At 40.4% G+C, this 22923-nt stretch carries 24 protein-coding genes; 19 read left to right on the forward strand and 5 right to left on the reverse strand.

Going from position 1 to position 22923, the window contains the following annotated elements:
- Positions 1-25: 25 nt before the first annotated feature.
- The 6 genes from aceA (at position 26) to BLT_RS0107175 (ending at position 5994) form a co-directional block, all read left to right on the forward strand.
- Entirely contained in the window at positions 26-1327 is a 1302-nt protein-coding gene (gene aceA, locus BLT_RS0107150; RefSeq protein ID WP_017727098.1) for an isocitrate lyase, read from the forward strand.
- A 169-nt stretch (positions 1328-1496) separates the two neighbouring features.
- Positions 1497-2288, forward strand: coding sequence for an IclR family transcriptional regulator (locus BLT_RS21600; RefSeq protein ID WP_017727099.1), 792 nt, complete (start codon positions 1497-1499; stop codon positions 2286-2288).
- Between the two features lie 131 nt (positions 2289-2419).
- Positions 2420-3373, forward strand: a complete 954-nt coding sequence (locus BLT_RS0107160; protein ID WP_017727100.1) for a sugar kinase — start codon at positions 2420-2422, stop codon at positions 3371-3373.
- A gap of 29 nt (positions 3374-3402) precedes the next feature.
- Complete coding sequence (locus BLT_RS0107165; protein WP_017727101.1) at positions 3403-4044, forward strand: bifunctional 4-hydroxy-2-oxoglutarate aldolase/2-dehydro-3-deoxy-phosphogluconate aldolase; 642 nt, start codon at positions 3403-3405, stop codon at positions 4042-4044.
- 18 nt (positions 4045-4062) lie between these two features.
- Complete coding sequence (locus BLT_RS0107170) at positions 4063-5067, forward strand: C-terminal binding protein (RefSeq protein ID WP_017727102.1); 1005 nt, start codon at positions 4063-4065, stop codon at positions 5065-5067.
- Between the two features lie 18 nt (positions 5068-5085).
- Positions 5086-5994 (forward strand): dihydrodipicolinate synthase family protein, encoded by a 909-nt coding sequence (locus BLT_RS0107175; protein ID WP_017727103.1) that lies wholly within the window; start codon positions 5086-5088, stop codon positions 5992-5994.
- A gap of 50 nt (positions 5995-6044) precedes the next feature.
- Here BLT_RS0107175 and BLT_RS0107180 read toward each other — a convergent pair whose 3' ends face one another.
- Complete coding sequence (locus BLT_RS0107180; protein ID WP_017727104.1) at positions 6045-7583, reverse strand: gluconokinase; 1539 nt, start codon at positions 7581-7583, stop codon at positions 6045-6047.
- Between the two features lie 264 nt (positions 7584-7847).
- Here BLT_RS0107180 and BLT_RS0107185 point away from each other — a divergent pair, with 264 nt between their 5' ends.
- The 6 genes from BLT_RS0107185 to BLT_RS0107210 all read left to right on the forward strand — a co-directional run bounded on the left by BLT_RS0107185 (position 7848) and on the right by BLT_RS0107210 (position 13363).
- Positions 7848-8903 carry a TRAP transporter substrate-binding protein gene (locus BLT_RS0107185; RefSeq protein ID WP_017727105.1) on the forward strand — a complete coding sequence of 352 codons (1056 nt, stop codon included), beginning with the start codon at positions 7848-7850 and terminating at the stop codon, positions 8901-8903.
- A gap of 181 nt (positions 8904-9084) precedes the next feature.
- On the forward strand, positions 9085-9627 hold the full coding sequence (locus tag BLT_RS0107190; protein WP_017727106.1) for a TRAP transporter small permease: 543 nt from the start codon (positions 9085-9087) through the stop codon (positions 9625-9627).
- Positions 9628-9653: 26 nt separating this feature from the next.
- On the forward strand, positions 9654-10934 hold the full coding sequence (locus BLT_RS0107195) for a TRAP transporter large permease (RefSeq protein ID WP_017727107.1): 1281 nt from the start codon (positions 9654-9656) through the stop codon (positions 10932-10934).
- Between the two features lie 24 nt (positions 10935-10958).
- Positions 10959-11219 carry an HPr family phosphocarrier protein gene (locus tag BLT_RS0107200; protein WP_017727108.1) on the forward strand — a complete coding sequence of 87 codons (261 nt, stop codon included), beginning with the start codon at positions 10959-10961 and terminating at the stop codon, positions 11217-11219.
- Positions 11220-11290: 71 nt separating this feature from the next.
- Positions 11291-12439, forward strand: coding sequence for a galactonate dehydratase (gene dgoD, locus BLT_RS0107205; protein WP_017727109.1), 1149 nt, complete (start codon positions 11291-11293; stop codon positions 12437-12439).
- A 27-nt stretch (positions 12440-12466) separates the two neighbouring features.
- Positions 12467-13363 (forward strand): AEC family transporter, encoded by an 897-nt coding sequence (locus BLT_RS0107210; RefSeq protein WP_017727110.1) that lies wholly within the window; start codon positions 12467-12469, stop codon positions 13361-13363.
- A 113-nt stretch (positions 13364-13476) separates the two neighbouring features.
- Here BLT_RS0107210 and rraA read toward each other — a convergent pair whose 3' ends face one another.
- Positions 13477-13962, reverse strand: a complete 486-nt coding sequence (rraA, locus tag BLT_RS0107215; protein ID WP_017727111.1) for a ribonuclease E activity regulator RraA — start codon at positions 13960-13962, stop codon at positions 13477-13479.
- Between the two features lie 182 nt (positions 13963-14144).
- Here rraA and dapD point away from each other — a divergent pair, with 182 nt between their 5' ends.
- The 3 genes from dapD (at position 14145) to BLT_RS0107230 (ending at position 16577) form a co-directional block, all read left to right on the forward strand.
- Entirely contained in the window at positions 14145-14867 is a 723-nt protein-coding gene (gene dapD / locus BLT_RS0107220) for a 2,3,4,5-tetrahydropyridine-2,6-dicarboxylate N-acetyltransferase (protein ID WP_017727112.1), read from the forward strand.
- A gap of 114 nt (positions 14868-14981) precedes the next feature.
- Positions 14982-16106, forward strand: coding sequence for an N-acetyldiaminopimelate deacetylase (locus BLT_RS0107225; protein ID WP_017727113.1), 1125 nt, complete (start codon positions 14982-14984; stop codon positions 16104-16106).
- Between the two features lie 216 nt (positions 16107-16322).
- Complete coding sequence (locus BLT_RS0107230) at positions 16323-16577, forward strand: YkuS family protein (RefSeq protein ID WP_017727114.1); 255 nt, start codon at positions 16323-16325, stop codon at positions 16575-16577.
- Between the two features lie 63 nt (positions 16578-16640).
- Here the strand turns inward: BLT_RS0107230 and BLT_RS0107235 are convergent, their stop codons facing one another.
- Entirely contained in the window at positions 16641-17483 is an 843-nt protein-coding gene (locus tag BLT_RS0107235; RefSeq protein WP_017727115.1) for a mechanosensitive ion channel family protein, read from the reverse strand.
- Positions 17484-17831: 348 nt separating this feature from the next.
- Here BLT_RS0107235 and BLT_RS0107240 point away from each other — a divergent pair, with 348 nt between their 5' ends.
- The 4 genes from BLT_RS0107240 to BLT_RS0107255 all read left to right on the forward strand — a co-directional run bounded on the left by BLT_RS0107240 (position 17832) and on the right by BLT_RS0107255 (position 20647).
- On the forward strand, positions 17832-18383 hold the full coding sequence (locus BLT_RS0107240; protein WP_017727116.1) for a peroxiredoxin: 552 nt from the start codon (positions 17832-17834) through the stop codon (positions 18381-18383).
- A gap of 132 nt (positions 18384-18515) precedes the next feature.
- Complete coding sequence (locus BLT_RS0107245) at positions 18516-18968, forward strand: TlpA disulfide reductase family protein (RefSeq protein WP_017727117.1); 453 nt, start codon at positions 18516-18518, stop codon at positions 18966-18968.
- Positions 18969-19136: 168 nt separating this feature from the next.
- Positions 19137-19877: a peptidoglycan recognition protein family protein gene (locus BLT_RS24015; RefSeq protein ID WP_017727118.1), complete on the forward strand. Its 741-nt coding sequence runs from the start codon at positions 19137-19139 to the stop codon at positions 19875-19877.
- A gap of 107 nt (positions 19878-19984) precedes the next feature.
- On the forward strand, positions 19985-20647 hold the full coding sequence (locus BLT_RS0107255) for a potassium channel family protein (protein WP_017727119.1): 663 nt from the start codon (positions 19985-19987) through the stop codon (positions 20645-20647).
- Positions 20648-20818: 171 nt separating this feature from the next.
- Here BLT_RS0107255 and rnjA read toward each other — a convergent pair whose 3' ends face one another.
- Together rnjA and BLT_RS0107265 are read right to left on the reverse strand one after the other, a co-directional pair.
- A complete protein-coding gene (gene rnjA, locus BLT_RS0107260; protein WP_017727120.1) occupies positions 20819-22486 on the reverse strand; it encodes a ribonuclease J1 in 1668 nt (555 codons plus the stop codon).
- A gap of 5 nt (positions 22487-22491) precedes the next feature.
- On the reverse strand, positions 22492-22701 hold the full coding sequence (locus BLT_RS0107265; protein WP_017727121.1) for a DNA-dependent RNA polymerase subunit epsilon: 210 nt from the start codon (positions 22699-22701) through the stop codon (positions 22492-22494).
- Between the last annotated feature and the right edge of the window lie 222 nt (positions 22702-22923).

Here is a 22923-nt window from a genome sequence, read left to right on the forward strand (position 1 = left end):
AAAAAACAAGTAGGGAGAGATGAACATGGCTGAAAAGCAAACGATTCAAGAAAGAGCGAACAAGATTAGAGAAGATTGGGAAAACAACCCTCGTTGGAAAGGAATCGAACGTCCGTACTCTGCAGAGGAAGTTGTTCGCTTACAAGGTTCAATGGATATCGAGCATACGCTGGCAAGAAAAGGTTCAGAAAAGCTTTGGAAGCTTCTTCATGAAGAGGATTATGTACAGGCGCTTGGTGCATTAACAGGTGGGCAAGCCGTTCAGCAAATTAAAGCAGGCTTAAAAGCAATTTATTTAAGTGGCTGGCAGGTTGCGGCTGATGCAAACTTAGCAGGTCAAATGTACCCTGACCAAAGCTTATATCCAGCCAATAGTGTACCGAATGTCGTAAAACGGATAAATCAGTCCCTTCAACGTGCAGATCAAATCCAGCATATGGAAGGAGGAGGAGAGATTGATTATTTCGCTCCAATAGTGGCAGACGCTGAAGCTGGGTTTGGTGGGCAATTAAATGTCTTTGAACTAATGAAAAGCATGATTGAGTCCGGGGCATCAGGCGTTCATTTCGAGGATCAGCTTGCTTCGGAGAAAAAATGTGGTCATTTAGGAGGAAAGGTGCTCATCCCTACTCAAACAGCGGTTCGTAATCTCATCTCAGCAAGACTGGCAGCTGATGTTTCAGGGGTACCAACAATAGTAATTGCCCGGACAGATGCAGATGCAGCGGATTTGATTACAAGCGATATTGACCCAACGGACCATCCGTTTATTACGGGTGAGCGAACGACAGAAGGTTTTTATCGGACAAAAGCAGGCATTGATCAAGCAATTGCTAGAGGGCTTGCTTACGCTCCATATGCAGACTTGATCTGGTGTGAAACGTCAAAACCTTCGCTTGAAGAAGCGAAAGCCTTTGCTGATGCGATTCATGAAAAATTTCCTGAGAAACTCCTTGCTTATAACTGTTCACCCTCATTTAACTGGGAAGCAAACCTTGATAAGGAAACCATTGAAGAATTTCAGCGTGAGCTCGGTAAAATGGGTTACAAGTTCCAATTTGTTACACTTGCTGGATTCCATGCTCTTAATCACAGTATGTTTGAATTGGCCTACGGTTATAAACAACGTGGAATGGCTGCATATTCTGAATTGCAGCAGGCTGAATTTGCTAGTGAAGCAAAAGGATACACAGCGACTCGTCATCAACGTGAAGTTGGAACAGGTTACTTTGATCAAGTTGCACAAACAATTAGCGGAGGGACTTCTTCAACGACAGCACTCACAGGTTCAACAGAGGAGGCACAATTTCAAAAACAAGAAGCATAATAAAAAACGAGCGACAACCACTGCATTTTTTTTGCAGTGGTTGTTATATTACATATAAAAGAATAAGTATTTTGTTATATATTATCTATAGAACATGTCATCGTTTGCCTGTTTTTAAATTCTCGCATATGATAGTACTACAACAAGTTATGTTTGGGGGATTAAATTCATGTCGACTGTCCAATCTGTTGACCGGGCCCTTGCAATTATTGAATGTTTAGCAAGAGAACCCAAAGGGCTTGGCATTACTGAGTTAAGTAAAGAGCTCAAATTACCAAAAAGTACGGTCCATCGTCTATTGCTCACTCTTATCAATCGAAAATTTGTTGTTCAAGACGAACGAAATGGTTTATATGCTCTAGGAATGCAGTTTGTATCGATTGCAAGTTCAATTTTGGATTCACTTGACATTCGAGAAATTGCCCGTCCAGAATTAGAGCGTCTCTCCCTTGTCACAAATGAAGTGATCCATCTTTGTATTCTTGATGTTGACGAAGTCATTTACATCGATAAGGTTGAAGGAGATAATACGATCCGTATGCATTCGAAAATTGGCAAACGGTCAATGCTTCACTGTACAGGAGTGGGAAAAGTCCTGCTTGCAGCAATGCCAGAAGAGGAAGTGGAAAGCATTGCGATGAAAAAAGGCCTTCCTCGTTTTACAGAACGTACGCTCACAACAATCGATGCCTTAAAAAAGGAGTTGGACGTAGTTCGTAAGCAAGGATATGCCCTTGATGACATTGAGCATGAGCTGGGAATACGTTGTGTGGCAGCTCCCATTTATAATTATCAAGGAGCTGTAGTGGCCGCAATCAGCATTTCAGGCCCAGCTAATCGTGTAACCATTGACAGAATTCAGGAAAACCTATTGAAAGAAATTCAACTTTCTTCCGCGGTCATTTCTGAGAAATTAGGCTATCAAACTTCAAAAAAATTATTGACAGATTGTAAGCGCTAGCAGTATTATTACGTCAGAAGTGTTTCGGAATCGTGTTCCATCATACGGAAATGAAAGCCTTCTCAAGAAGGTTTTTAACTTAAATAGTTTATGGAACACGGTTTCATAATGTGGAACAAAGGGGCGGAAAAATGGTAGACGTTATTACAATGGGTGAAACGATGGCGCTATTTACTCCTGATTCAACAGGATTGATGCGCTATGCTCATACATTTACACGAAAATTCGGCGGAGCTGAATCCAACGTAGCGATTGGTCTAGCAAGGCTAGGACATCGTTCAGGTTGGATAACAAGAGTTGGGGATGATGAGCTTGGTAAAGCGATGCTCTCTTTTGTACGAGGAGAAGGGGTAGACGTTCGCTTTGCAAGAATCGATCGTGAGGCGCCGACAGGTATTTATTTTAAAGAGTTAAGAAGAGAAGGAGACGTGCGAATTCAATATTACCGGAAGGATTCAGCGGCGAGCCGCTTATCCCCAGCTGATATTGATGAAGCGTATGTATCTCAAGCTCGATTTGTTCATATTTCAGGCATTACACCTGCACTTAGTGAAAGCTGCCATGAAGCTGTTTTTAAGCTGATTGAAGTGGCGAAAAAGCATCAAATTCCAATCGTTTTTGATCCGAATTTACGAAAGAAGCTCTGGTCAGAAACAAAGGCTCGGGAAGTGCTTTTAGCGATTGCTGCACAAGCAGATATTGTTCTACCGGGTGTTGAGGAAGGGGCGTTTCTATTTAATGAAAGAGACCCAGACAAACTTGGAAAGCGCTTTATTGAATTAGGGGCAAAGCTCGTGGTAATTAAAGTAGGTGCTGAAGGGGCCTATTATGTTGATGAAAATGAATGTGTTCATGTACCTGGGTACCGTGTAGAGCGTGTGATCGATCCGGTTGGAGCAGGAGACGGGTTTGCTTCTGGCTTCATGTCTGGGCTTCTTGATAATCTGTCAATCGAAGCAGCTGTTCAACGTGGGAATGCAGTGGGTGCAATGGTCACGATGGTGAACGGCGACGTTGAAGGGCTGCCAGGTAAAGAAGATCTGACACGGTTTATCGCAGCACCTGCAGAGGATGTTTCACGATAAAAATCAGAAAATAGAAGGGAGGAGTTCACATGAGTCAATTACACGCAATTCAAGATAGTGGGATTGTTGCCGTGATTCGAGGTGCAAAGCCAGAAAACATGCTGTCCATTGCCGATGCCCTTTATGAAGGGGGAGTTCGAGTGTTGGAAATTACAGTAGAAACACCAAAGGTCTTGCACCTGATTGAAGAAGTGAAAAATTCATACGGTGAAAAGCTAATTGTTGGAGCTGGAACTGTTCTCGATGCTGAAACGGCAAGAGCAACGATCATGGCAGGTGCAGAATTTATTTTCTCACCGAATGTTGATGTTGAGACAATTCGTATGGCAAAACGATATGGGGTAATAAGCATTCCAGGGGCATTAACACCGACTGAAATATTAACCGCCTATGAGCAAGGAGCGGACATGATTAAGGTCTTCCCAGCAGGAGTTTTTGGACCTCGTTATTTAAAAGATATCCAGGGACCACTTCCTCATATTCCACTCATGCCGACTGGTGGTGTGGGATTAGATAATATCGCAGACTACATAAAAGCTGGTGCAGTAGCTGCTGGGCTGGGAAGCTCACTTGTGAATGCGAAAAAGCTAGCAGAAGCCAATGATTATAAAGGCCTTACAGAAAAAGCAAAGCAATTTGTACAAGCCGTTAAAGAAGCTCGTCATCAATAAGAATTAGGAGGAAATCTAGTGAACCAGTATAAAGTAGTCATCACAGATTATGAGTATGCAAGTTTGGCAGAGGAAGAAGCTGTAATAAGTACAATTGACGGTAACGTAGAATTTGTTAAAGCGCAATGTCTTACGGAAGAAGAAGTCATTGAAGCATGTCGAGATGCTGATGCAATCATTAACCAATATGCTCCAATTTCCAGAAGGGTTATTGAGTCTTTAGAAAATTGTAAAGTTATCTCTCGTTATGGAGTTGGTGTTAACACGATTGATGTACCAGCTGCGACAGAAAAAGGCATTATCGTTGCAAATGTAACCGATTACTGTATGGACGAAGTATCCGATCATGCATTTGCTCTACTCCTTTCTTGTGCCCGTAAAGTAACATTATTAAACCAACACGTAAAAGCCGGTGTTTGGGACTACAAAAAAGGTATTCCAATCTTCCGTTTACGAGATCGAGTGCTTGGTCTTGTTGGTTTTGGTCGAATTCCACAGACTTTAGCAAAAAAGGCACAAGCCTTTGGGATTAAAGTGATTGCAGCAGATCCATTTGTTTCAAAAGAATTCGGTGAACAACATGGTGTTGAAATCGTTGAACTTCACGAGCTTTGTCGCCAAGCTGATTACATCTCAGTTCATGCACCGCTTACAGCATTGACAGAAGGGCTTATCAGTGATGAACAATTTAAGCTAATGAAAAGTGAAGCAATTATTATCAATACAGCACGTGGTCCTGTAATTGATGAAAAAGCATTGATTCGTGCCTTAGAATCGAACAGTATTGCAGGAGCAGGGCTTGACGTCGTGGAAGAAGAGCCAATTGCAAATGACAGTCCGCTATTAAAAATGGATCAAGTTATTTTAAACCCACACGTTGCCTGGTATTCAGAAGAAGCACAGCTAGAGCTAAAACAAAAAACAGCACAAAATGTTGCAGATGTATTAAACGGCTATTATCCTAGCTATGTTTTTAACAATGATGTAAAAGAAACGGTTTCTCTCAAAGAAAAAAACAATTGAAACAGAGGAGAGGATTGAATGAGTAATCAGCCTCAATTTCGTGGAATTATCCCACCTGTCTCTACATTATTAAAGGAATCAGGTGAAATCGACCGTGAAGGAATGAAACTACTCATCGATCATTTAATTGATGCTGGTGTCCACGGACTATTTTTTTTAGGGACAGGTGGAGAATTCAGTCAAATGTCTCTTTCAGAACGAAAAACACTTACAGAGTTTGTATGTAGCTATGTAAATGGTAGAGTTCCAGTTATTATCGGGACGGGTAGCACGAGTACAAGAGATGTCATTCAATTAAATGACCACGCAAAATCAGCAGGTGCTGATGGTGTTGTCATTATTAATCCATACTATTGGCCTCTTACTGAGGAGCATTTGTTCCAGCATTATAGCGAGATTGCAGAACGAAGCCCATTACCGATAATTCTCTACAATTTCCCGGCATTAACAGGCCAAGAATTAACGCCTGATTTTGTTTGCAAGCTTGTGGATAAACATCCAAATGTCGTCGGAATTAAAGAAACCGTTGATGCAACTGGTCATATTCGTGAAATGATTTACGTTATGAAAAAGAAGCATCCGCATTTTTCGATTCTTTGTGGCTATGATGATCATCTTTTGCCAACGCTTGCTCTTGGTGGAGATGGAGCAATCTCAGCGACGACGAATTTTGCCCCTGAACTTCAGATGGGTATATATAATGCGATTTTAGAAAGCAATTGGAAGAAAGCGGCTGAGCTTCAAAAACGATTTGTACCGTTATTGAACATGTACAAAATTGATACACCTTTTGTAAATGTCATTAAAGAAGCCATTCGTTTACGTGGGTTAGAGATTGAAACACACATCCTACCACCCGCACGAACGCTTTCTGAGGAGAAAAAAGCAATATTGAAGACGTTGATGGAAGAAGCAGGCTTACTTTAATAAAAAGCCGTCGTCCCAATTACGTGAACGACGGCTCATTGTAGAAATTGTCATTTTTGCTGTTGACGCTGGTACGTAGCAAGTGCTTGAAAATGTGGCTTTAAGTCTTTGTACAAGTCTCGGAACGAACGATAAAGCAGTTTGTACGTGTTGTGATGTTCGATGTTCGAAGTCACGCTCTCCTTCATTGGAATGTGGTTCTTAATATCATCTAAAGATTGAACATGCCCAATGGCTAGGAGACTAATCCAAGCGGCCCCCCAAGCTGAGCTTTGATGGCTTTCAGGAATGTGTACATCTTGACCAAACATATCTGAGAGGATCGAAAGCCACAATGGCGAACGGGCAAAGCCGCCGCTTGCAAAGATGTTTACGGGCTTTCCAGCTAGACGTTCAAGCGCTTCACCAACGCTGTATATGCTATAGATGACGCCTTCAAGACTTGCGCGGATCATATCGGCTTTTGTATGAGAAAGAGTTAAGCCGACGTAGGTGCCACGAGCGTTCGCGTCCCAAATCGGTGCTCGTTCTCCATTTAAAAATGGTAGAAACAATAGTCCGTTGGCACCTGCCGAGGATGTGCTTGCAATGGATGTAAGAAGGTCATAAGGGCTAGCACCTGTTTGTTCTGCTCGGTATATCTCATGTTCGCCGAGTATGTCTTTCAGCCATTGAAGGACAATCGCACCATTATTAGTCGGACCGCCCATGACCCACAAGTCATTGGTCACACTGTAGCAAAAGATTTCTTGTTGTTCATCTGTTTTCGGTTTGGCAGTCATTTGGCGAATGGCACCACTTGTACCGATCGTAATCGCAACATCACCAGGAGCAATGGCGCCAATTCCTAAATTAGCAAGGGGACCATCACTTCCTCCGATTGCAAAAGGGATGTCGTAACGTAAGCCCATTCTTTCTGCGATGTTTGAACGAAGACCTTCGCAAATATAGGTTGGAGGAACCGGCGTTGAAAGTTGATTTTCAACAATTCCAGCTTTTGTCAACGCTTTTTGTTCCCACTTTCGTTCGTGGATATTGAAGAGTCCAGTGGCAGAAGCGACAGAATAATCGACTACAAACTCACCAAACCATCGGAAGAATAAGTATTCTTTGATTGAGACAAATTTGTATGCTTGTTGATAAGGTTTATACTGCTGTTCTTTCATCCAAACGAGCTTAGCAAAGGGAGACATGGGATGAATCGGTGTTCCTGTTTGCAAATAAATATCGAGTCCATTTTGTTTGCGCAGACGTTCGACTTGTTCAACACTTCGTCCGTCAGCCCAAGTAATGGAGTTCGACAAATGGTTTCCTTTTCCATCTACACAAATAAGTGAATGCATAGCTGAGGAAACACCAACAGAAAGAATGGCTTTTTGGGAAACATTACTTTGTTCTAGGACAGCTCTTATGGCTTCAATCGCTGCATCTTCAATTTCCTTAGGGTTTTGCTCAACCCATGAAGGCATTGGATGAAGCACTGGATATGTTGCCTCACTTTCACAAACGACTTTTCCGTTTGTTTGAAATAATACTGCCTTAGCACTTGTTGTCCCAATATCTAAACCGATTACGTAGAATTTTGTCATGATCAATGTCCTTTCTTGTTAAACAGGTCTAAACAACATGAGGTTGTTAAAAACGTCAACAACTATTGTATAAAAATTATGTTTATTAAAAAATATTTTTTCGTGAATTTTAAAAAAAATATTTTTTCAAATAAAAAATAATGTTCCAAAAATACGTACCATTTGTTTTATAATTAGGTAGTCTTTACGTAAGGGGATAGAGAATTGTTTCTTGGACAATTCTTTGACCATAAATTTTTTTAAAAGTTTTGAGGGGGAACAAAGATGAAAAAGACTTTATCAGCATTACTCGTTGGCTCCATGGCAGTATTTTTAGCTGCATGTGGCGGAGGAGATAACTCAAAAGGAGGAGGCACAACGGATGATGCTGCTGCACCAGCAGAACAAGGAGAAGCTGTAACAATCCGTGCAGGAATCGGTTTAAATAGCGAGCATCCACAATTCAAAGGTTTAGAAAAATTTAAAGAAATCGTTGAGGAAGAGTCTAACGGCACTATTCAAGTAGAGCTTTATCACAGTGGACAACTTGGCGATGATCGCACGATGATGGAAGCGCTTCAGCTTGGTTCTCAAGAAGTAACCGTTCCTTCAACAGCGCCAATTGCAAACTTTGTACCAGAATTTGCGGTATTTGATTTTCCGTTCTTATTTCCAAATAGTGAAGTAGCGGATGCCGTTCTTGATGGTGAAGTTGGAACAAAATTCCTTGACATGCTTGAAGAGCAAAACTTAGTTGGATTAGCGTATTGGGAAAATGGTTTCCGTAACCTTACTAATAATGAGCGTGCGGTAGCAACACTTGAAGATTTTAAAGGTTTAACGATTCGTACGATGGAAAATGAAGTTCACTTAGAGGCATTTCGAGCGTTAGGTGCAAATCCAACACCAATGGCTTTTACTGAACTATTTACGGCAATGCAGCAAGGAACAGTTGATGGTCAAGAAAACCCGAATGCAACGATTTATCTTGAAAAGTACTACGAAGTACAATCTTATTTGTCTGATACTCGACATGTTTATAGTCCGTTTGTTTTCTTAATGAGTAAGCCTTTCTACGATGGTTTAACAGAAGAACAACAAGCCATTGTGAGAGAAGCTGCTCTTGAAGCAGGTAAATATCAGCGTGAGCTTGTTCGGCAAGCAAATGAAGCGTACATTACATCTCTTCAAGAAGAAGGCATGACATATACAGAAATTTCAGATGAAGATCGTCAAGAGATGATTGATGCAGTACAACCTGTCATTGAAAAATTCTCTGAAAGAGTCGGTGCTGAACTAGTACAAGAAGTATATGATGCAATTGAAGCTGCACAACAATAAGTAAAATTAGATAAAACAAAGGGCTTAAGGGAGAGCTCTTAGCCCTTTGTTCTATTTATAATGAGCAAGGTGCAACAAAAGTGTACACTTTGTGTAAACACTCGTGCACATTGCGTGCAGTTTTGTTTTTCCTTACATCACGAAAAACAAATTTATGAGGAGAAAGAGAGGTCTTGCGAACATGAATGTCGTTAGATGGCTAGATGAACACTTTGAAGAACTATTTTTAGTTATTTTTTCAGTCATAATGGTTGTCGTTATTGCAATGCAGGTCTTTATGCGTTATGTGATGGGTTCCTCCTTATCATGGTCAGAAGAGTTAGCGCGCTATTGCTTTATCTGGCTTGTCTATTTAGGGATTAGTTACGGGGTCAAAAAGCAACGGCATATTAAAGTCGATGTAGCTCTAATATTGCTTAAAGATAAAGGGAAGCTAATCGTACATATGATAGCCAATCTATTATTCTTAGCATTTGCAATATTTGTTGTTATTTATGGTCTTGACATTGCTCAACGCTTTTTAGAATTTGGGCAAACCTCAGCTGCAATGAGTATCCCAATGGGACTTGTTTATTTAGCGACACCAGTTGGTATGGGGTTAACGGCTATCCGTCTTATCCAGCAGTTAATCTTACAAGTTAAAACGCTTCAAGGTAAGGCCAATTTTGAAGTGAAAACGGAGCAAGATCTCATTCTTGAAGATGAATTAAACAAAGATAAGTAGAAAGATTCGATGAAGGAGGAAATCGCATGACTGCTTTGTTGTTATTCGTTAGTTTTGCTGTGTTCTTATTTTTAAGCGTTCCGATTGGGATTGCCATCGGTTTAGCGACGCTCGTAACAATAATGGTTTCAGGCTCTTTACCGTTAGAATTTTTAGCTCAAGGTCTGGTAACTTCTGTTGACTCGTTCCCACTTATGGCAGTCCCGTTTTTTATTCTCGCAGGGGAAATCATGGGAAAAGGCGGAATTTCTGATCGGTTGTTCCGTGTTGCCAACTCAATTGTTGGAAATAAGACAGGTGGTTTTGCGATCGCTACCATTCTTACGTGTATGTTTTTTGCTGCCATTTCAGGCTCTGGTCCTGCAACCGTTGCGGCAATTGGTGGAATTATGATTCCTGCGATGGTTCGTCAAGGGTATGATAAAAAGTTTGCCACAGCACTTGTAGCAGCAGCAGGCTCACTTGGTGTTATTATTCCGCCAAGTATCCCGATGGTTATATACGGAGTTTCTGGAAGCGTTTCAATCGGAAACTTATTCATTGCTGGGATTATTCCAGGGATTATTATCGGTATTGCTCTTATGATTTACTCTTATTATTACTCAAAAAAGCAAGGGTACCATGGTTCAGGAGAGAAAACATCCATAAAGAAAATCGGTGCAGCAACATGGGATGCAAAATGGGCTTTGCTTGTGCCAATCATTATTCTTGGTGGTATTTACGGTGGGATCTTCACCCCAACTGAGGCAGCAGTCATTGCTGTAGTATACGGATTACTTGCTGGCTTGCTTTTATATCGTGAATTAAAAATTAAAGATTTACCAAAAGTCTTTGCAGATTCAGCGTTAACGACAGCAACAATTCTTATTATTGTTGGTGCTGCAACAGCCTTTGGACGACTGTTGACAGTTGAACAAATTCCAAACACGGTTGCAAACGCAATGCTGTCCATTTCAGAAAACCCAATTGTTATTATTCTTTTAATTACGGTTTTCCTTCTTATTGTCGGTTGTTTCATGGATACGCTTGCAGCAATTATTATTTTAACACCAATCTTGTTGCCAATCGCAGTCAACCTTGGCTACGATCCAGTTCATTTTGGGATTCTTATGATCGTAAACTTAGCCATTGGTTTTATTACACCACCTTTAGGGGTAAACTTGTTCGTCGCTTCAGGTATTTCAGGGCTTTCATTAGAGCAATTAGCAAGAGCCGTTGTTCCGTTTTTCTTGGTCATGGTGTTCACACTACTTTTCATTATTTTTGTTCCGCAGCTGTCACTATTCCTAGTAGATTTAATAGGGTAAAAACTTCGTGAGGAGGATGTTATTTTGTCAAAAACTCATATGATGGAAATTACGGTTCAGATTAGTGAAGATCAAACAATTGTAGAATTAAGTAAGAGTATTCAACCATTCCATGCTGATATTTTTCTTAAAAAATTTGTTCAAGGAAATCCGGTGGAAATTAATATTAAAAGTTTCCTAGGGTTAATTACCTTACATCTTCAAAATGATGACCGCATTCAAGTGCGAGCAGTTGGAGAAGACAGTGAGGAAGCTTTGAAAGCAGTCGTCGATTATTTAACGTAAAGGTCAGAAAGGCTTGGCAATGCCAAGTCTTTTCTGTTCAAAAAAAGATGGAATTTGAAAGGAGAATCATAATGAAAATTACAGCGATGGAAACATTTATTGTGCCCCCTCGTTGGTGTTTCTTAAAGATTACAACGGATGAAGGAATTGTCGGCTGGGGTGAGCCTGTGGTTGAAGGGCGTGCGGCGACAGTAAAAACCGCTGTTGAGGAATTAAGTGAGTATTTAATCGGAAAAAACCCCCTTCAAATTGAAGATCATTGGAACACTCTTTACCGTGGGGGATTTTACCGTGGAGGTCCCATCTTGATGAGTGCCATTTCGGGCATTGACCAAGCATTGTGGGATATTAAAGGAAAATTTTATAATGCGCCGGTGTATGAGCTAATGGGTGGTGCTTGTCGTGAAAGCATTCGTGTCTATTCTTGGATCGGTGGCGACCGCCCAAGTGAGGTAGGCGAGGCTGCGAAAAAAGTGGTGGATGCAGGATTTACAGCTGTGAAAATGAATGGAACAGAAGAGCTCCAATACATTGATTCCTATAAGAAAATTGATGAAGCCGTTGCCCGGATTGCAGCGGTTCGTGAAACGGTTGGTGAAGAAGTAGGAATCGGGATTGATTTTCACGGACGTGTTCATAAGCCAATGGCAAAGATTTTGGCAAAGGAGCTTGAGCCTTATCGACCAATGTTCATCGAAGAACCTGTTTTACCAGAAAATAATGAGGCATTAAAAGAAATTGCTGCACATACGACGATTCCCATTGCAACAGGTGAACGGATGTATTCTCGCTGGGATTTCAAGCCGCTTCTTGAAGAGGGTGTAGTGGATATTATTCAGCCAGATTTGTCTCATGCTGGAGGAATTACAGAATGCAAGAAAATTGCATCGATGGCTGAAGCCTATGATGTGGCATTAGCCCCTCACTGTCCACTCGGCCCAATCGCTCTTGCATCATGTTTGCAAGTGGATGCTACGTCCCATAATGCGTTTATTCAGGAACAAAGCTTGGGGATTCATTATAATAAAGGGAATGACATCTTAGATTACATAGAAGATCGCTCTGTTTTTGCTTACAAGGATGGCTTTGTAGAGCTTCCGAAAGGACCTGGTTTAGGGATTACTGTTAATGAGGAATATGTACGAAAAATGGCAGAAACAGGCCATAAGTGGAGAAATCCGATTTGGCGACATAAAGATGGTACCATTGCAGAGTGGTAACATGCTAGGGCTTCAGGGGTGTTAACCATGACGATTTTTGTTCAAGTTGTTTTTCCTGTTATTCTTGTATTTTTCATTGGGTTCCTTGTTCAAAAATGGAAAAAAGTTGATATTAAACCGATATCAACAGTTGCCATTTATATTTTAACCCCTTGTTTGGTGTTTCGAACGTTTTATGAAGCAGAAATGAACATGCAGTATGTATACATGATCCTTTTTTCTCTCATTCTTTTATTTGCGCTTATTATCATTAATAAAGCCTATCGTTTTATGAGACGATATTCACAGTCAACAGAAAGCGGTTTGATCCTTTCAACCGCTTTTATGAATTCTGGAAACTATGGAGCCCCAATTATTCTTTTTGCTTATGGAAATGCAGGCTTTGCGTATGCTGTGTCTTTGCTCGTGCTGCAATCTGTTATTATGAATTTTTTTGGGGTATACTACGCCGCAAGAGGCAAGGAGGGCATCAAAATTGCCATTCGTGCTGTTTTAATGATGCCAGCAACATATGCTGTTATCCTTGCCTTAATTTTAAAAGCGACGCCCATTTATATGCCAGATAATTTAATGCTAACCGTTGATATTATAGCTGAAGCTGCGGTTCCAACAGTGATGGTGATTCTCGGTATGCAGCTAGCCTTGATAAAGTGGGAGCATTTTGAATGGGGAAAGATTTGGTTTGGTACAATTGTTCGACTAGTGATTTCTCCGCTTATCGCTTTTTTAATCACGCTTATGTTTCCGTTTGATCCGCTACTAGCCAATGTATTAATTGTCTTAGCTGCTATGCCATCTGCAGCTACCATTGTCATGTATGCCGTTCAATTTCAAGCAGAGCCGCGACTTGTCTCTAGTATTACATTGGTCACGACGTTATTAAGCATTTTTACAATCACCCTTTTATTAGCCATACTAGGTTAATAGGAGCGTAGAGGAAAAGCAAAGAAAGGTCAGATTCTTCAGCAGGTATTTTTTCACATGTTGTGAGAGGTTTTGCCCCTTGGCTGAGGAAGGCTGGCCTTTCCTGTTCTATTCTAGTAGATTCCATCCAATGGTTCTTCAGTGACTAAGATTCCATCCTCATCGGCATAGACAAAATGACCAGGCTGCCAATTGACGCCTGCAAATTGAACGGCAATATCGGTTAAACCATTCCCTTGCTTAATGCTTTTTCGTGGATTGGTTCCTATTGCAAAAATTGATACATCCATTTTATTAATGATTGCAGAATCACGAATGCAGCCGTAAATGATCACACCGGCAAGCTTTCGTTTTATGGCGATTTCAGCTAAGTTGTCTCCCATGAGGGCGCATTGTCTTGAGCCACCACCGTCGACCACCAATATGGAACCAGGTGAAATGACTTCAAGTGCTTCTTTCACAAGCACATTGTCTTCAAAGACTTTGACTGTGGCGATTGGTCCAAAGATTTTCTTTTTTTTGCCGTATTGGAAAAAGATCGGTTCAGCGATGATTACATCTTCCCCGAAAGCATCACACAAATCAGCTGTTGTAAACATGGTCAAACCTCCTACACTTTTTTGTTTTTATATTCGCTAAATTCTGATGATATCCTTTACCAAAGTTCATTTTTCAAGCATTCTTCACAATTCACGAAAAACAGTTTTCTTTTCATTGCATTTTTGAGAGGAGCGCACTATCATTAATAAAGAATGCGTTATAGGACAAGGAGGATATGAACATGAAAATGATGGATGCAAATGAGATTATTCAATTTATCTCAAATAGTGAAAAATCGACCCCAGTGAAAGTACATATTAAAGGTGATTTAGAAGGCATTGATTTTGGTGCAAATACGAAAACATTTATAACTGGAAATACAGGTGTTATTTTCGGTGAGTGGAAAGACATTGATGCGGCTCTAAAAGCGAATGAAAGCAAAATTGAGGACTATGTGATTGAAAATGACCGTCGCAATTCAGCCATTCCATTGCTTGATATGAAAAACATTCAAGCGCGTATTGAACCAGGGGCAATCATTCGGGATCAAGTGGAAATTGGAAACAATGCTGTCATTATGATGGGTGCAAGTATTAACATTGGTGCTGTGATCGGTGAAGGCACAATGATTGATATGAATGTTGTACTTGGTGGACGTGCAACGGTTGGTAAAAACTGTCACATTGGTGCAGGCTCCGTTCTTGCTGGTGTCATTGAGCCACCTTCTGCAAAGCCAGTTATCGTCGAGGATGATGTGGTCGTTGGTGCAAATTGTGTCATTCTAGAAGGTGTAACAGTTGGTAAGGGTGCTGTTGTTGCTGCAGGAGCAGTTGTAACTGAGGATGTTCCTCCTAACACAGTTGTAGCTGGTATACCTGCACGTGTCATCAAGGAAATTGATGAAAAGACGAAAGGAAAGACTGAAATTAAACAAGAGCTTCGTCGCTTAAACGAAGATCGCTAGTATTTGAAGGTAGTCTTACTGTTCATGCAGTAAGGCTCTTTCTTTACATACTACCTGTTTTCCTTAAAAGCTAAATTTTTTGAACGAGGTAATGTTGACGAAAGAGGGGTCAAAATGAACGCTACCGATTCATTACGTGAAATGCGCAAACAGTTACACCGGATTCCAGAGCTTGGCTTTCAAGAATTTAAAACACAAGCACGATTATTGGAATATATTCAAAAACTACCGCAAGCGTATCTAGAAATAAAGACGTGGAAGACAGGAATTTTCGTCAAGGTGGCAGGAAGTGAACCACAAAAAACAATTGCTTATCGAGCCGATATTGACGGGCTGCCAATCGAAGAAGCTACAACCTACGATTTTCGATCAGAGCACCCAGGAAAAATGCATGCATGTGGACACGATCTTCATATGACCATTGCTCTTGGCATCTTGACTCATTTTGCAAACAATCAACCAAAAAACACACTGCTTTTTATTTTTCAGCCGGCAGAGGAAGGACCTGGTGGCGCGAAGCCGATGCTAGAGTCGGAAGAAATAAAGACGTGGTGGCCAGATGAGATTATGGCACTTCACATTGCCCCTGAACATCCGGTTGGTACCATTGCAACGAAAGAGGGCTTGCTTTTTGCCAATACGTCCGAGCTTTTTATTGATTTAAAAGGCAAGGGTGGTCATGCAGCCTATCCTCACACAGCTAATGACATGGTTGTTGCTGCAAGTCATTTAGTTACACAGATGCAAACGATTGTTTCTCGTAATATGGACCCTCTTGATTCAGGGGTAGTTACAATCGGGGTTATCAAGGGTGGAACGAAGCAAAACATTATTGCTGAAAATGCACGAATTGAAGGAACAATACGCACACTTTCGATTGAATCGATGAAAAAAATAAAAAGCCGGATTGAAGCTCTTGCAACTGGGATTGAACAAGGTTTTGAATGTAAGGTTTCAATTGATTATGGTTCAAATTACTGTCAAGTATACAACGAAAAAACAAGGGTTCGAGATTTTATGAAGTTTACAGAGGAACAGTCTAATGTAACCCTTGTTGAATGTAAGGAAGCGATGACAGGGGAAGATTTCGGTTATTTTCTTGAAAGGATTCCTGGGTTTATGTTTTGGTTAGGTGTTGGCTCTCCATATGGTTTGCATGATGCAAGACTTGAGCCTGATGACCGTGCCATTGATGTTGCTGTTCAGCATGTAATTCAATATATTACCTCAATGGATTGAGTAATGAATTTCCCAGAGGAGATGAAACTAAAACCGGAGGGTAGGTAAGCCTTTTGAATTTTTGCGTTGGGAAAGGTACAAGCAAAAGGTTTCTCTGGACTGAAGCTCTGTTCCTTTTTCACGGAACAAAAGATAGTTTTGAACCATTGCATGATTTTGGAAAACACCGGTTATACTACCATGGCACGATGATTTCATGTGATGGAGGTGTTGAAGATGCCAAGAATTGGTGTCGAGCAGTCATTGACCGCTGTGCAGGAGGAGTTAAAAGAAAAAGGTTATGATGTTGTTCAATTAAAAACGGAACAAGATGCACAAGGCTGCGATTGTTGCGTCATAACAGGGCAGGACCAAAATGTAATGGGTATGTCCGATACAACCATTCAAGGAGCGGTTATCCGAGCAAATGGGATGTCTGCACAGGAAGTATGCCAGGAAGTTGAAGAGCGTCTTCAAAATCAGGAACAATAAAATCGTAACCATAGTCAAAAAGCACTCGAAAAGGTCGAGTGCTTTTTGTATTCAACTTTCAAATTAAGCTTTAACCGTTTTTTCAATATAGACTTGATGAGGGTAAGGAATTTCAATATTGTTCGCATCAAGAGCTTCCTTAAGTGCTTTTCGAAGCTTCCGTTCAACAGCCCATTGCATCATGTTTTCTGTTTTAGCAAGGACTCGTATCACCACATCTGATTGACCGAGCTGCTGAACGCCAATGACGTTCGGGCCTTCCTTAATCGCCTCCTCTTGTTGGGCGACTTGATCACAGGTAGCTTGTAAAACAGCGATTGCTTTGTCAATATCATCATGATAGGAAATGCTTATATCAACAAGCGCCTGCATGTTTCCTCTAGAATGGTTACTAACATTATTAATATTGCGGTTCGGGATGAAGTGAAGGGTTCCATCAAAGGCACGAATTAAGGTCGTGCGTAAGCCTACTTCTTCGACGATACCATCGACACCAGCAGCTGTGATGTAGTCATCTACATCAATTTGCTTCTCTAGCAATAAGAAAAATCCCGTGACTACATCACTAACAAGTCCCTGGGCACCGAAACCAATTGCAAGACCAACCACACCAGCACCGGCAATAAGTCCAGCAGGGTTTAAATTAAATATGGTCATGATCACAGTAAGGAGTACAAAGAATAATACATAATAAAAGGAATTTATTGATAATTTTTCTAATGTTTTTATACGTCCGCTCGACATATTTTTTCGTTTCTGCATTTTTAAAAAACTACCTGATATCATCCGTTTTCCAATTGAGAGAGCAAGTGAAAAGGCAACAAGGGCTAATAAAATCTGCCCTATAAGTAAAAAAGTGTTTGTAAGAAATACATCCCATGAAAATTCTTGAAACCACTGATTCAAAAAATCAACTCCTAAAAGGTTATACAGGGTATTTGTATGTATTACCTAAAAAGGGCATATCTTAAACATGACATTCCATGTTCACATGTTAAGTAGCAAAGCTAAAAAACTGCTTTCAAACAAAAAAGTTTCTCATGGTAATTTGTCTAATAAAGGAGAGGAGAGCTTTAAAAAATGTTGGGCTTTGTCATCTTTGTGTTTAAAATATGTTTTTTTGGGAAAACTAGACGAAAAGAACGTTTATTGATTTAGATTCATTCCTTTCTAACATTGACTAAAAAAAACGCTTCTCTTATAATGGAAACCGTGACAATAAGAAGATAAAAATTTCAGGAGGTATGTCGATCAATGACGGATAAGCGTATGGTTGGAAAGCAAGCGCCAAGATTTGAAATGGATGCTGTAATGCCAAATAAAGAGTTTGGAAAGGTAAGCTTAGAGCAAATGATGAAGGAAGATAAGTGGACAGTTCTATTCTTCTATCCAATGGACTTCACTTTCGTATGTCCTACAGAAATTACATCTTTAAGCGATCGCTACGATGAGTTTGAAGATCTAGATGCAGAAATTATCGGTGTGTCTACTGACACAATTCATACACATAAAGCTTGGATTAACACATCACGCGATGAAAACGGTCTTGGTGAGTTGAAATATCCACTTGCTGCTGATACGAACCACCAAGTATCTCGTGAATATGGTGTATTAATTGAAGAAGAAGGTGTTGCCCTTCGCGGTCTTTTCATTATCAGCCCAGAAGGTGAATTGATGTACTCTGTTGTTAATCACAACAACATTGGTCGTGACGTAGATGAAACGTTACGTGTTCTTCAAGCGCTTCAAACGGGTGGACTTTGCCCTGCAAACTGGAAGCCGGGCCAAGAAACATTGAGCGTGTAAAAAGCGGACAAGCTTTGGTTCGAGTTCACAAGAGGTCTAGCAGGGATGTTAGGCCTCTTTTTATCTTTGTTCGCATCTAAGAGATAAAATAAAGGTATAGGTGAGATTGTTTATTTATAGGAGGGAATGACAATGGCGTTAAAACTTCGTTCGCAAATGCCAGAATTAGACGGAGCAACAACTTGGTTAAATGGTGAATTCAAAAAAAGTGATTTGATTGGTGACAAACCAACATTGATTCATTTTTGGTCTGTTAGCTGCGGTCTTTGTAAAGAGGCGATGCCAAATGTGAATGAGTTTCGTGATAAATATAAAGATCAATTAAATGTGATTGCTGTTCACATGCCTCGCTCTGAGAAAGATTTAGATTTAGAGGATATTAAAAAAGTAGCTGAGGAGCATGGTATCACACAACCAATCTTTGTTGATAACCAACACAAATTAACAGATGCATTTGAAAATGAGTATGTTCCTGCTTATTATGTATTTGATGAAGAAGGACAGCTGCGTCATTTCCAAGCTGGCGGTGGCGGCATGAAAATGCTCACAAAACGCGTGAATCGTGTGTTAGGAATTAAAGAATAGTCGTATAAGCACGGGAGTCTGTATTTTGATACAGGCTCTTTTTTGATCGCAGCACCTATTTTTTGTTGGTAGAAGTAAAGACAGAATTGAAAAAAACGAGCAGGAATTTTCGAATTGTATCACCGATTTTTCAGCTCACTTGCTATATGTATGGTGAGGTGATGAAAAATGAATTTACTTGATAAACGTCATTCATTAGAAAAACATCATTTAAAGTCGTATCATAAAAGGGCTAAAAGATCGATACGCACCATTGCCATTCATCACAGTGGCACAATTTCAGGGAGTGCAGAAGCCTTTGCGCGCTACCATGTCAATGAGTTAGATTGGCCAGGAATAGGCTATCACTATGTGATCGATAAAGCTGGACAAGTCAGCCTATGCAATGATTTAGAGGTGATTAGCTATCATGTAGGAAAGAGTAATCGTTCGGCTGTAGGAATCTGCTTAATCGGAGATTTTCGAACAGAGACGTTCGGGGGAGCTCAGCAAGATGCAGCACTTCAACTGCTTGGTCGTCTAATGGTTGAGTTAAGCATACCATTGACGCAAGTTTGGGGACATGCAGAGTATCCAGGCTATGCTTGGAAGCCGTGTCCATCAATCAATATGGAGTGGTTTAGGAAGCTGTTGTCAAATGAAAAAAGAGTGGTACGTGCTGGATTGCTAGGAGTTTCTAGCTTTCATGACGTTGAGAATGATGAGAGAAAAAGACGAGTTCTTCGTTTCGCTCAACCGATGATGCGAGGCGATGATGTTCGAAAGGTGCAAGAAAAAGTAGGGGCAAAGGTTGATGGTATTTATGGACCGGAAACAAGGCAGAAAGTACGTAAATTTCAACGAAACGAACAACTTTTCGTAGACGGTATTGTCGGTCCAGAAACATGGCGACGACTATTAAAGACGTAAAAATCTCTTAAGAGCAAGCATGCTATGATTTTAAATGGATAATATCATAAGTATTTTTGTCGATTGTTCATTATAATAAGAGGAGAAGTCAACAGTGGGGGTGTCAGATGAAAAAACAATTTGCTGTCATTGGCTTAGGTCGATTTGGGGGAAGTGTATGTCGTGCATTAATAGAGCAAGGAATGGAAGTAATGGCTATTGACGTGGATGAATCGCGTGTTAATGAATTTCGTGATATTGCAACGCATGCCGTTGTCGCTAATACGACAGATGAGAATGTTTTAAAAAATTTAGGAATACGGAACTTTGACCGAGTGATTGTTGCCATTGGTGATAACATTCAAGCGAGTATTTTAACGACATTAATTCTCGGTGAACTAGGGGTTAAGCATATAACGGTAAAAGCACAAAATGATTACCATGAAAAAGTTTTGAATAAAATTGGTGCTGAGCAAATTGTCCATCCTGAGCGAGATATGGGGGTACGGATTGCCCATCATCTCGTTTCCAAAAATGTTCTTGATTATTTAGAGCTCTCAGATGAATATAGCATTATTGAGCTCATTGTTGGACAAAAAATGGATGGTAAGACGTTAATTGAGCTAGATATTCGTGCGAAATATGGCTGTAGTGTGCTGGCAATTAAGCGAGGGTCAGATATCATTGTATCTCCACAAGCAAGCGAAGAAATTCAACGTGGTGATATTTTAATCGTCATTGGCGCAGATCGTGACATGAACCGCTTTGAACAGCAAATGGTTGATGAATAAAAAAAGAGCCCCTAGAGGCTCTTTTTTTAAAAAACGATATAGAAAGAAGACCATGTCAAGGGCTATCTATCTAGCTGTAGATACCCAACTCAGCCTACAAAAAATGTTTTCTAGTCAGAGAAGTATCAAGCGCTTGTCTCTGCTAGGAGGCGCCTTTCTATTCAACATAAATTAAACTTCCATAATAATTGGTAAAATCATTGGTTTACGTTTCGTACGCTCGTATAAAAAAGGTCCGAGTAAGTCTGTAATTTCATTTTTAATTTCAGACCACTGTGTTGTTTTTCGTTCCATCACTTCATTCAAATGTTTTGCGAGAAGCTGCTGTGCTTCCTGAATGAGATCTCCTGATTCGCGCATATAGACAAACCCACGAGAAATAATATCAGGTCCTGCTGATACCTTGAATTCCTTCATGTCCAAGCTCACAACAACGACGACAAGTCCTTCCTCTGATAAAATCCGTCGATCGCGGAGGACGATATTCCCAATATCGCCAATCCCGTTTCCATCAACATAAACGGAACCAGAAGGGATTTTTCCAACAATTCCTGCTTCTTCAGGATGCAAGGCAAGCACATCCCCATTGTCCATTACAAAGCAGTTTTCTTCAGGGACCCCGCAGTCTTGCGCAAGCTTCGTATGCATTTTTAACATACGGTACTCACCGTGAATCGGCATAAAGTATTTCGGCTTAATTAACCGAAGCATCAACTTTTGTTCTTCTTGACCACCATGACCAGACGTATGAATATCGCTTAATGGACCATGAATGACGTTTGCTCCTGCACGATAAAGTTGGTTGATTGTCTTGCTTACGCTTAACGTATTTCCAGGAATGGGTGAGGATGAAAAGACGACTGTATCTCCAGGAATAATTTGAATTTGCCGATGCGTTCCATTTGCGATCCGGGATAACGCAGCCATCGGTTCACCTTGTGAGCCTGTACACAAAATCGTTATTTGTGTATCTGGCAGCTTGTTCAGCTGAGACGTCTCGATAAATGTATTTTTAGGAGCGCGAATGTACCCAAGTTCTTGACCGATTGTAATCGCTGACTCCATGCTTCGTCCAAAGACAGCGATTTTCCGGTTATGTCTTACAGCAGCTTCAACAACTTGCTGAAGGCGATGTATATTTGATGCAAAGGTCGCGAAGATAATACGACCTTCCACTTTGTGGAAAATCGAAGCAATACTTTCGCCGACTCGTCGTTCTGACATGGTGAATTCAGGAATTTCACTGTTTGTACTATCAGATAATAAACAGAGAACCCCTTCTTCACCAATTCGTGCCATTTTTGTTAAGTTGGCAGGCTCGCCTACAGGCGTAAAGTCAAATTTAAAATCACCTGTATGGACGATATTTCCTGGAGGTGTTTTCACAACAATTCCATAGGAATCTGGAATGCTATGCGTCGTCCTGAAAAAGGTGACGGAGGTTTTTGCAAATTTAACCACTTGATCCTCATGAATTTCATGAAGCTTTGCTTTTCTTATTAATCCGTGTTCTTCTAGCTTTCCTTTTAATAAACCTAAGGCTAATTTCCCACCGTAAATCGGTACATTAATTTCTCGAAGTAAATAAGGAATTCCGCCAATATGGTCTTCATGTCCATGGGTAATAAAAAGGCCTTTAATTTTGTCTTCATTTTTTACTAAGTACGAGTAATCAGGAATGACATAATCTATCCCTAATAGCTCATCTTCAGGAAATTTAATTCCTGCATCAATTAAAATAATTTCATCTTGAAATTGAACAGCATAGGTATTTTTTCCGATCTCACCTAAACCACCTAAGGCATACACTGCGGTCTGATTATTTTTCATTTGCTTCATATTGGTTACACGTTCTCCACTTTAAAATTTTCTTTTTGTTGCTCATACAATAAATGGTCACCGGTAATAGGTGTGACGAATTCGATGTTATAGTGACGATCAGCAAGCTTTTTCCGAACATCAGCTTCGTTTTCCCCTTCTATATATATTGTTTTCGTGTTTTCACGCACAGGTACCTGTGAAAAATTTTCTTGATAAAAAACTTTAAAAATCATGGTTTACCTCTCCTTAAACGATAATGATAGTTCCATTATAAAGGAAACATCACTTCTTTTCATGTTTTTCTTTAGAAGGGATAATGTAGCAGGCTCCGTATCATGATTCTTTGATGCTTGGTAATCGTGCTGCTCATCATTGGCTATTCTAATATCTTAGCCTGAATCAGTTGATTTAAACCTCGATTAAGCGATTTTTCGGTAATAAATTCAAGCAGCCTT

The organism is Halalkalibacterium ligniniphilum, assembly GCF_000334155.1.
Classification (GTDB): domain Bacteria; phylum Bacillota; class Bacilli; order Bacillales; family Bacillaceae_D; genus Halalkalibacterium; species Halalkalibacterium ligniniphilum.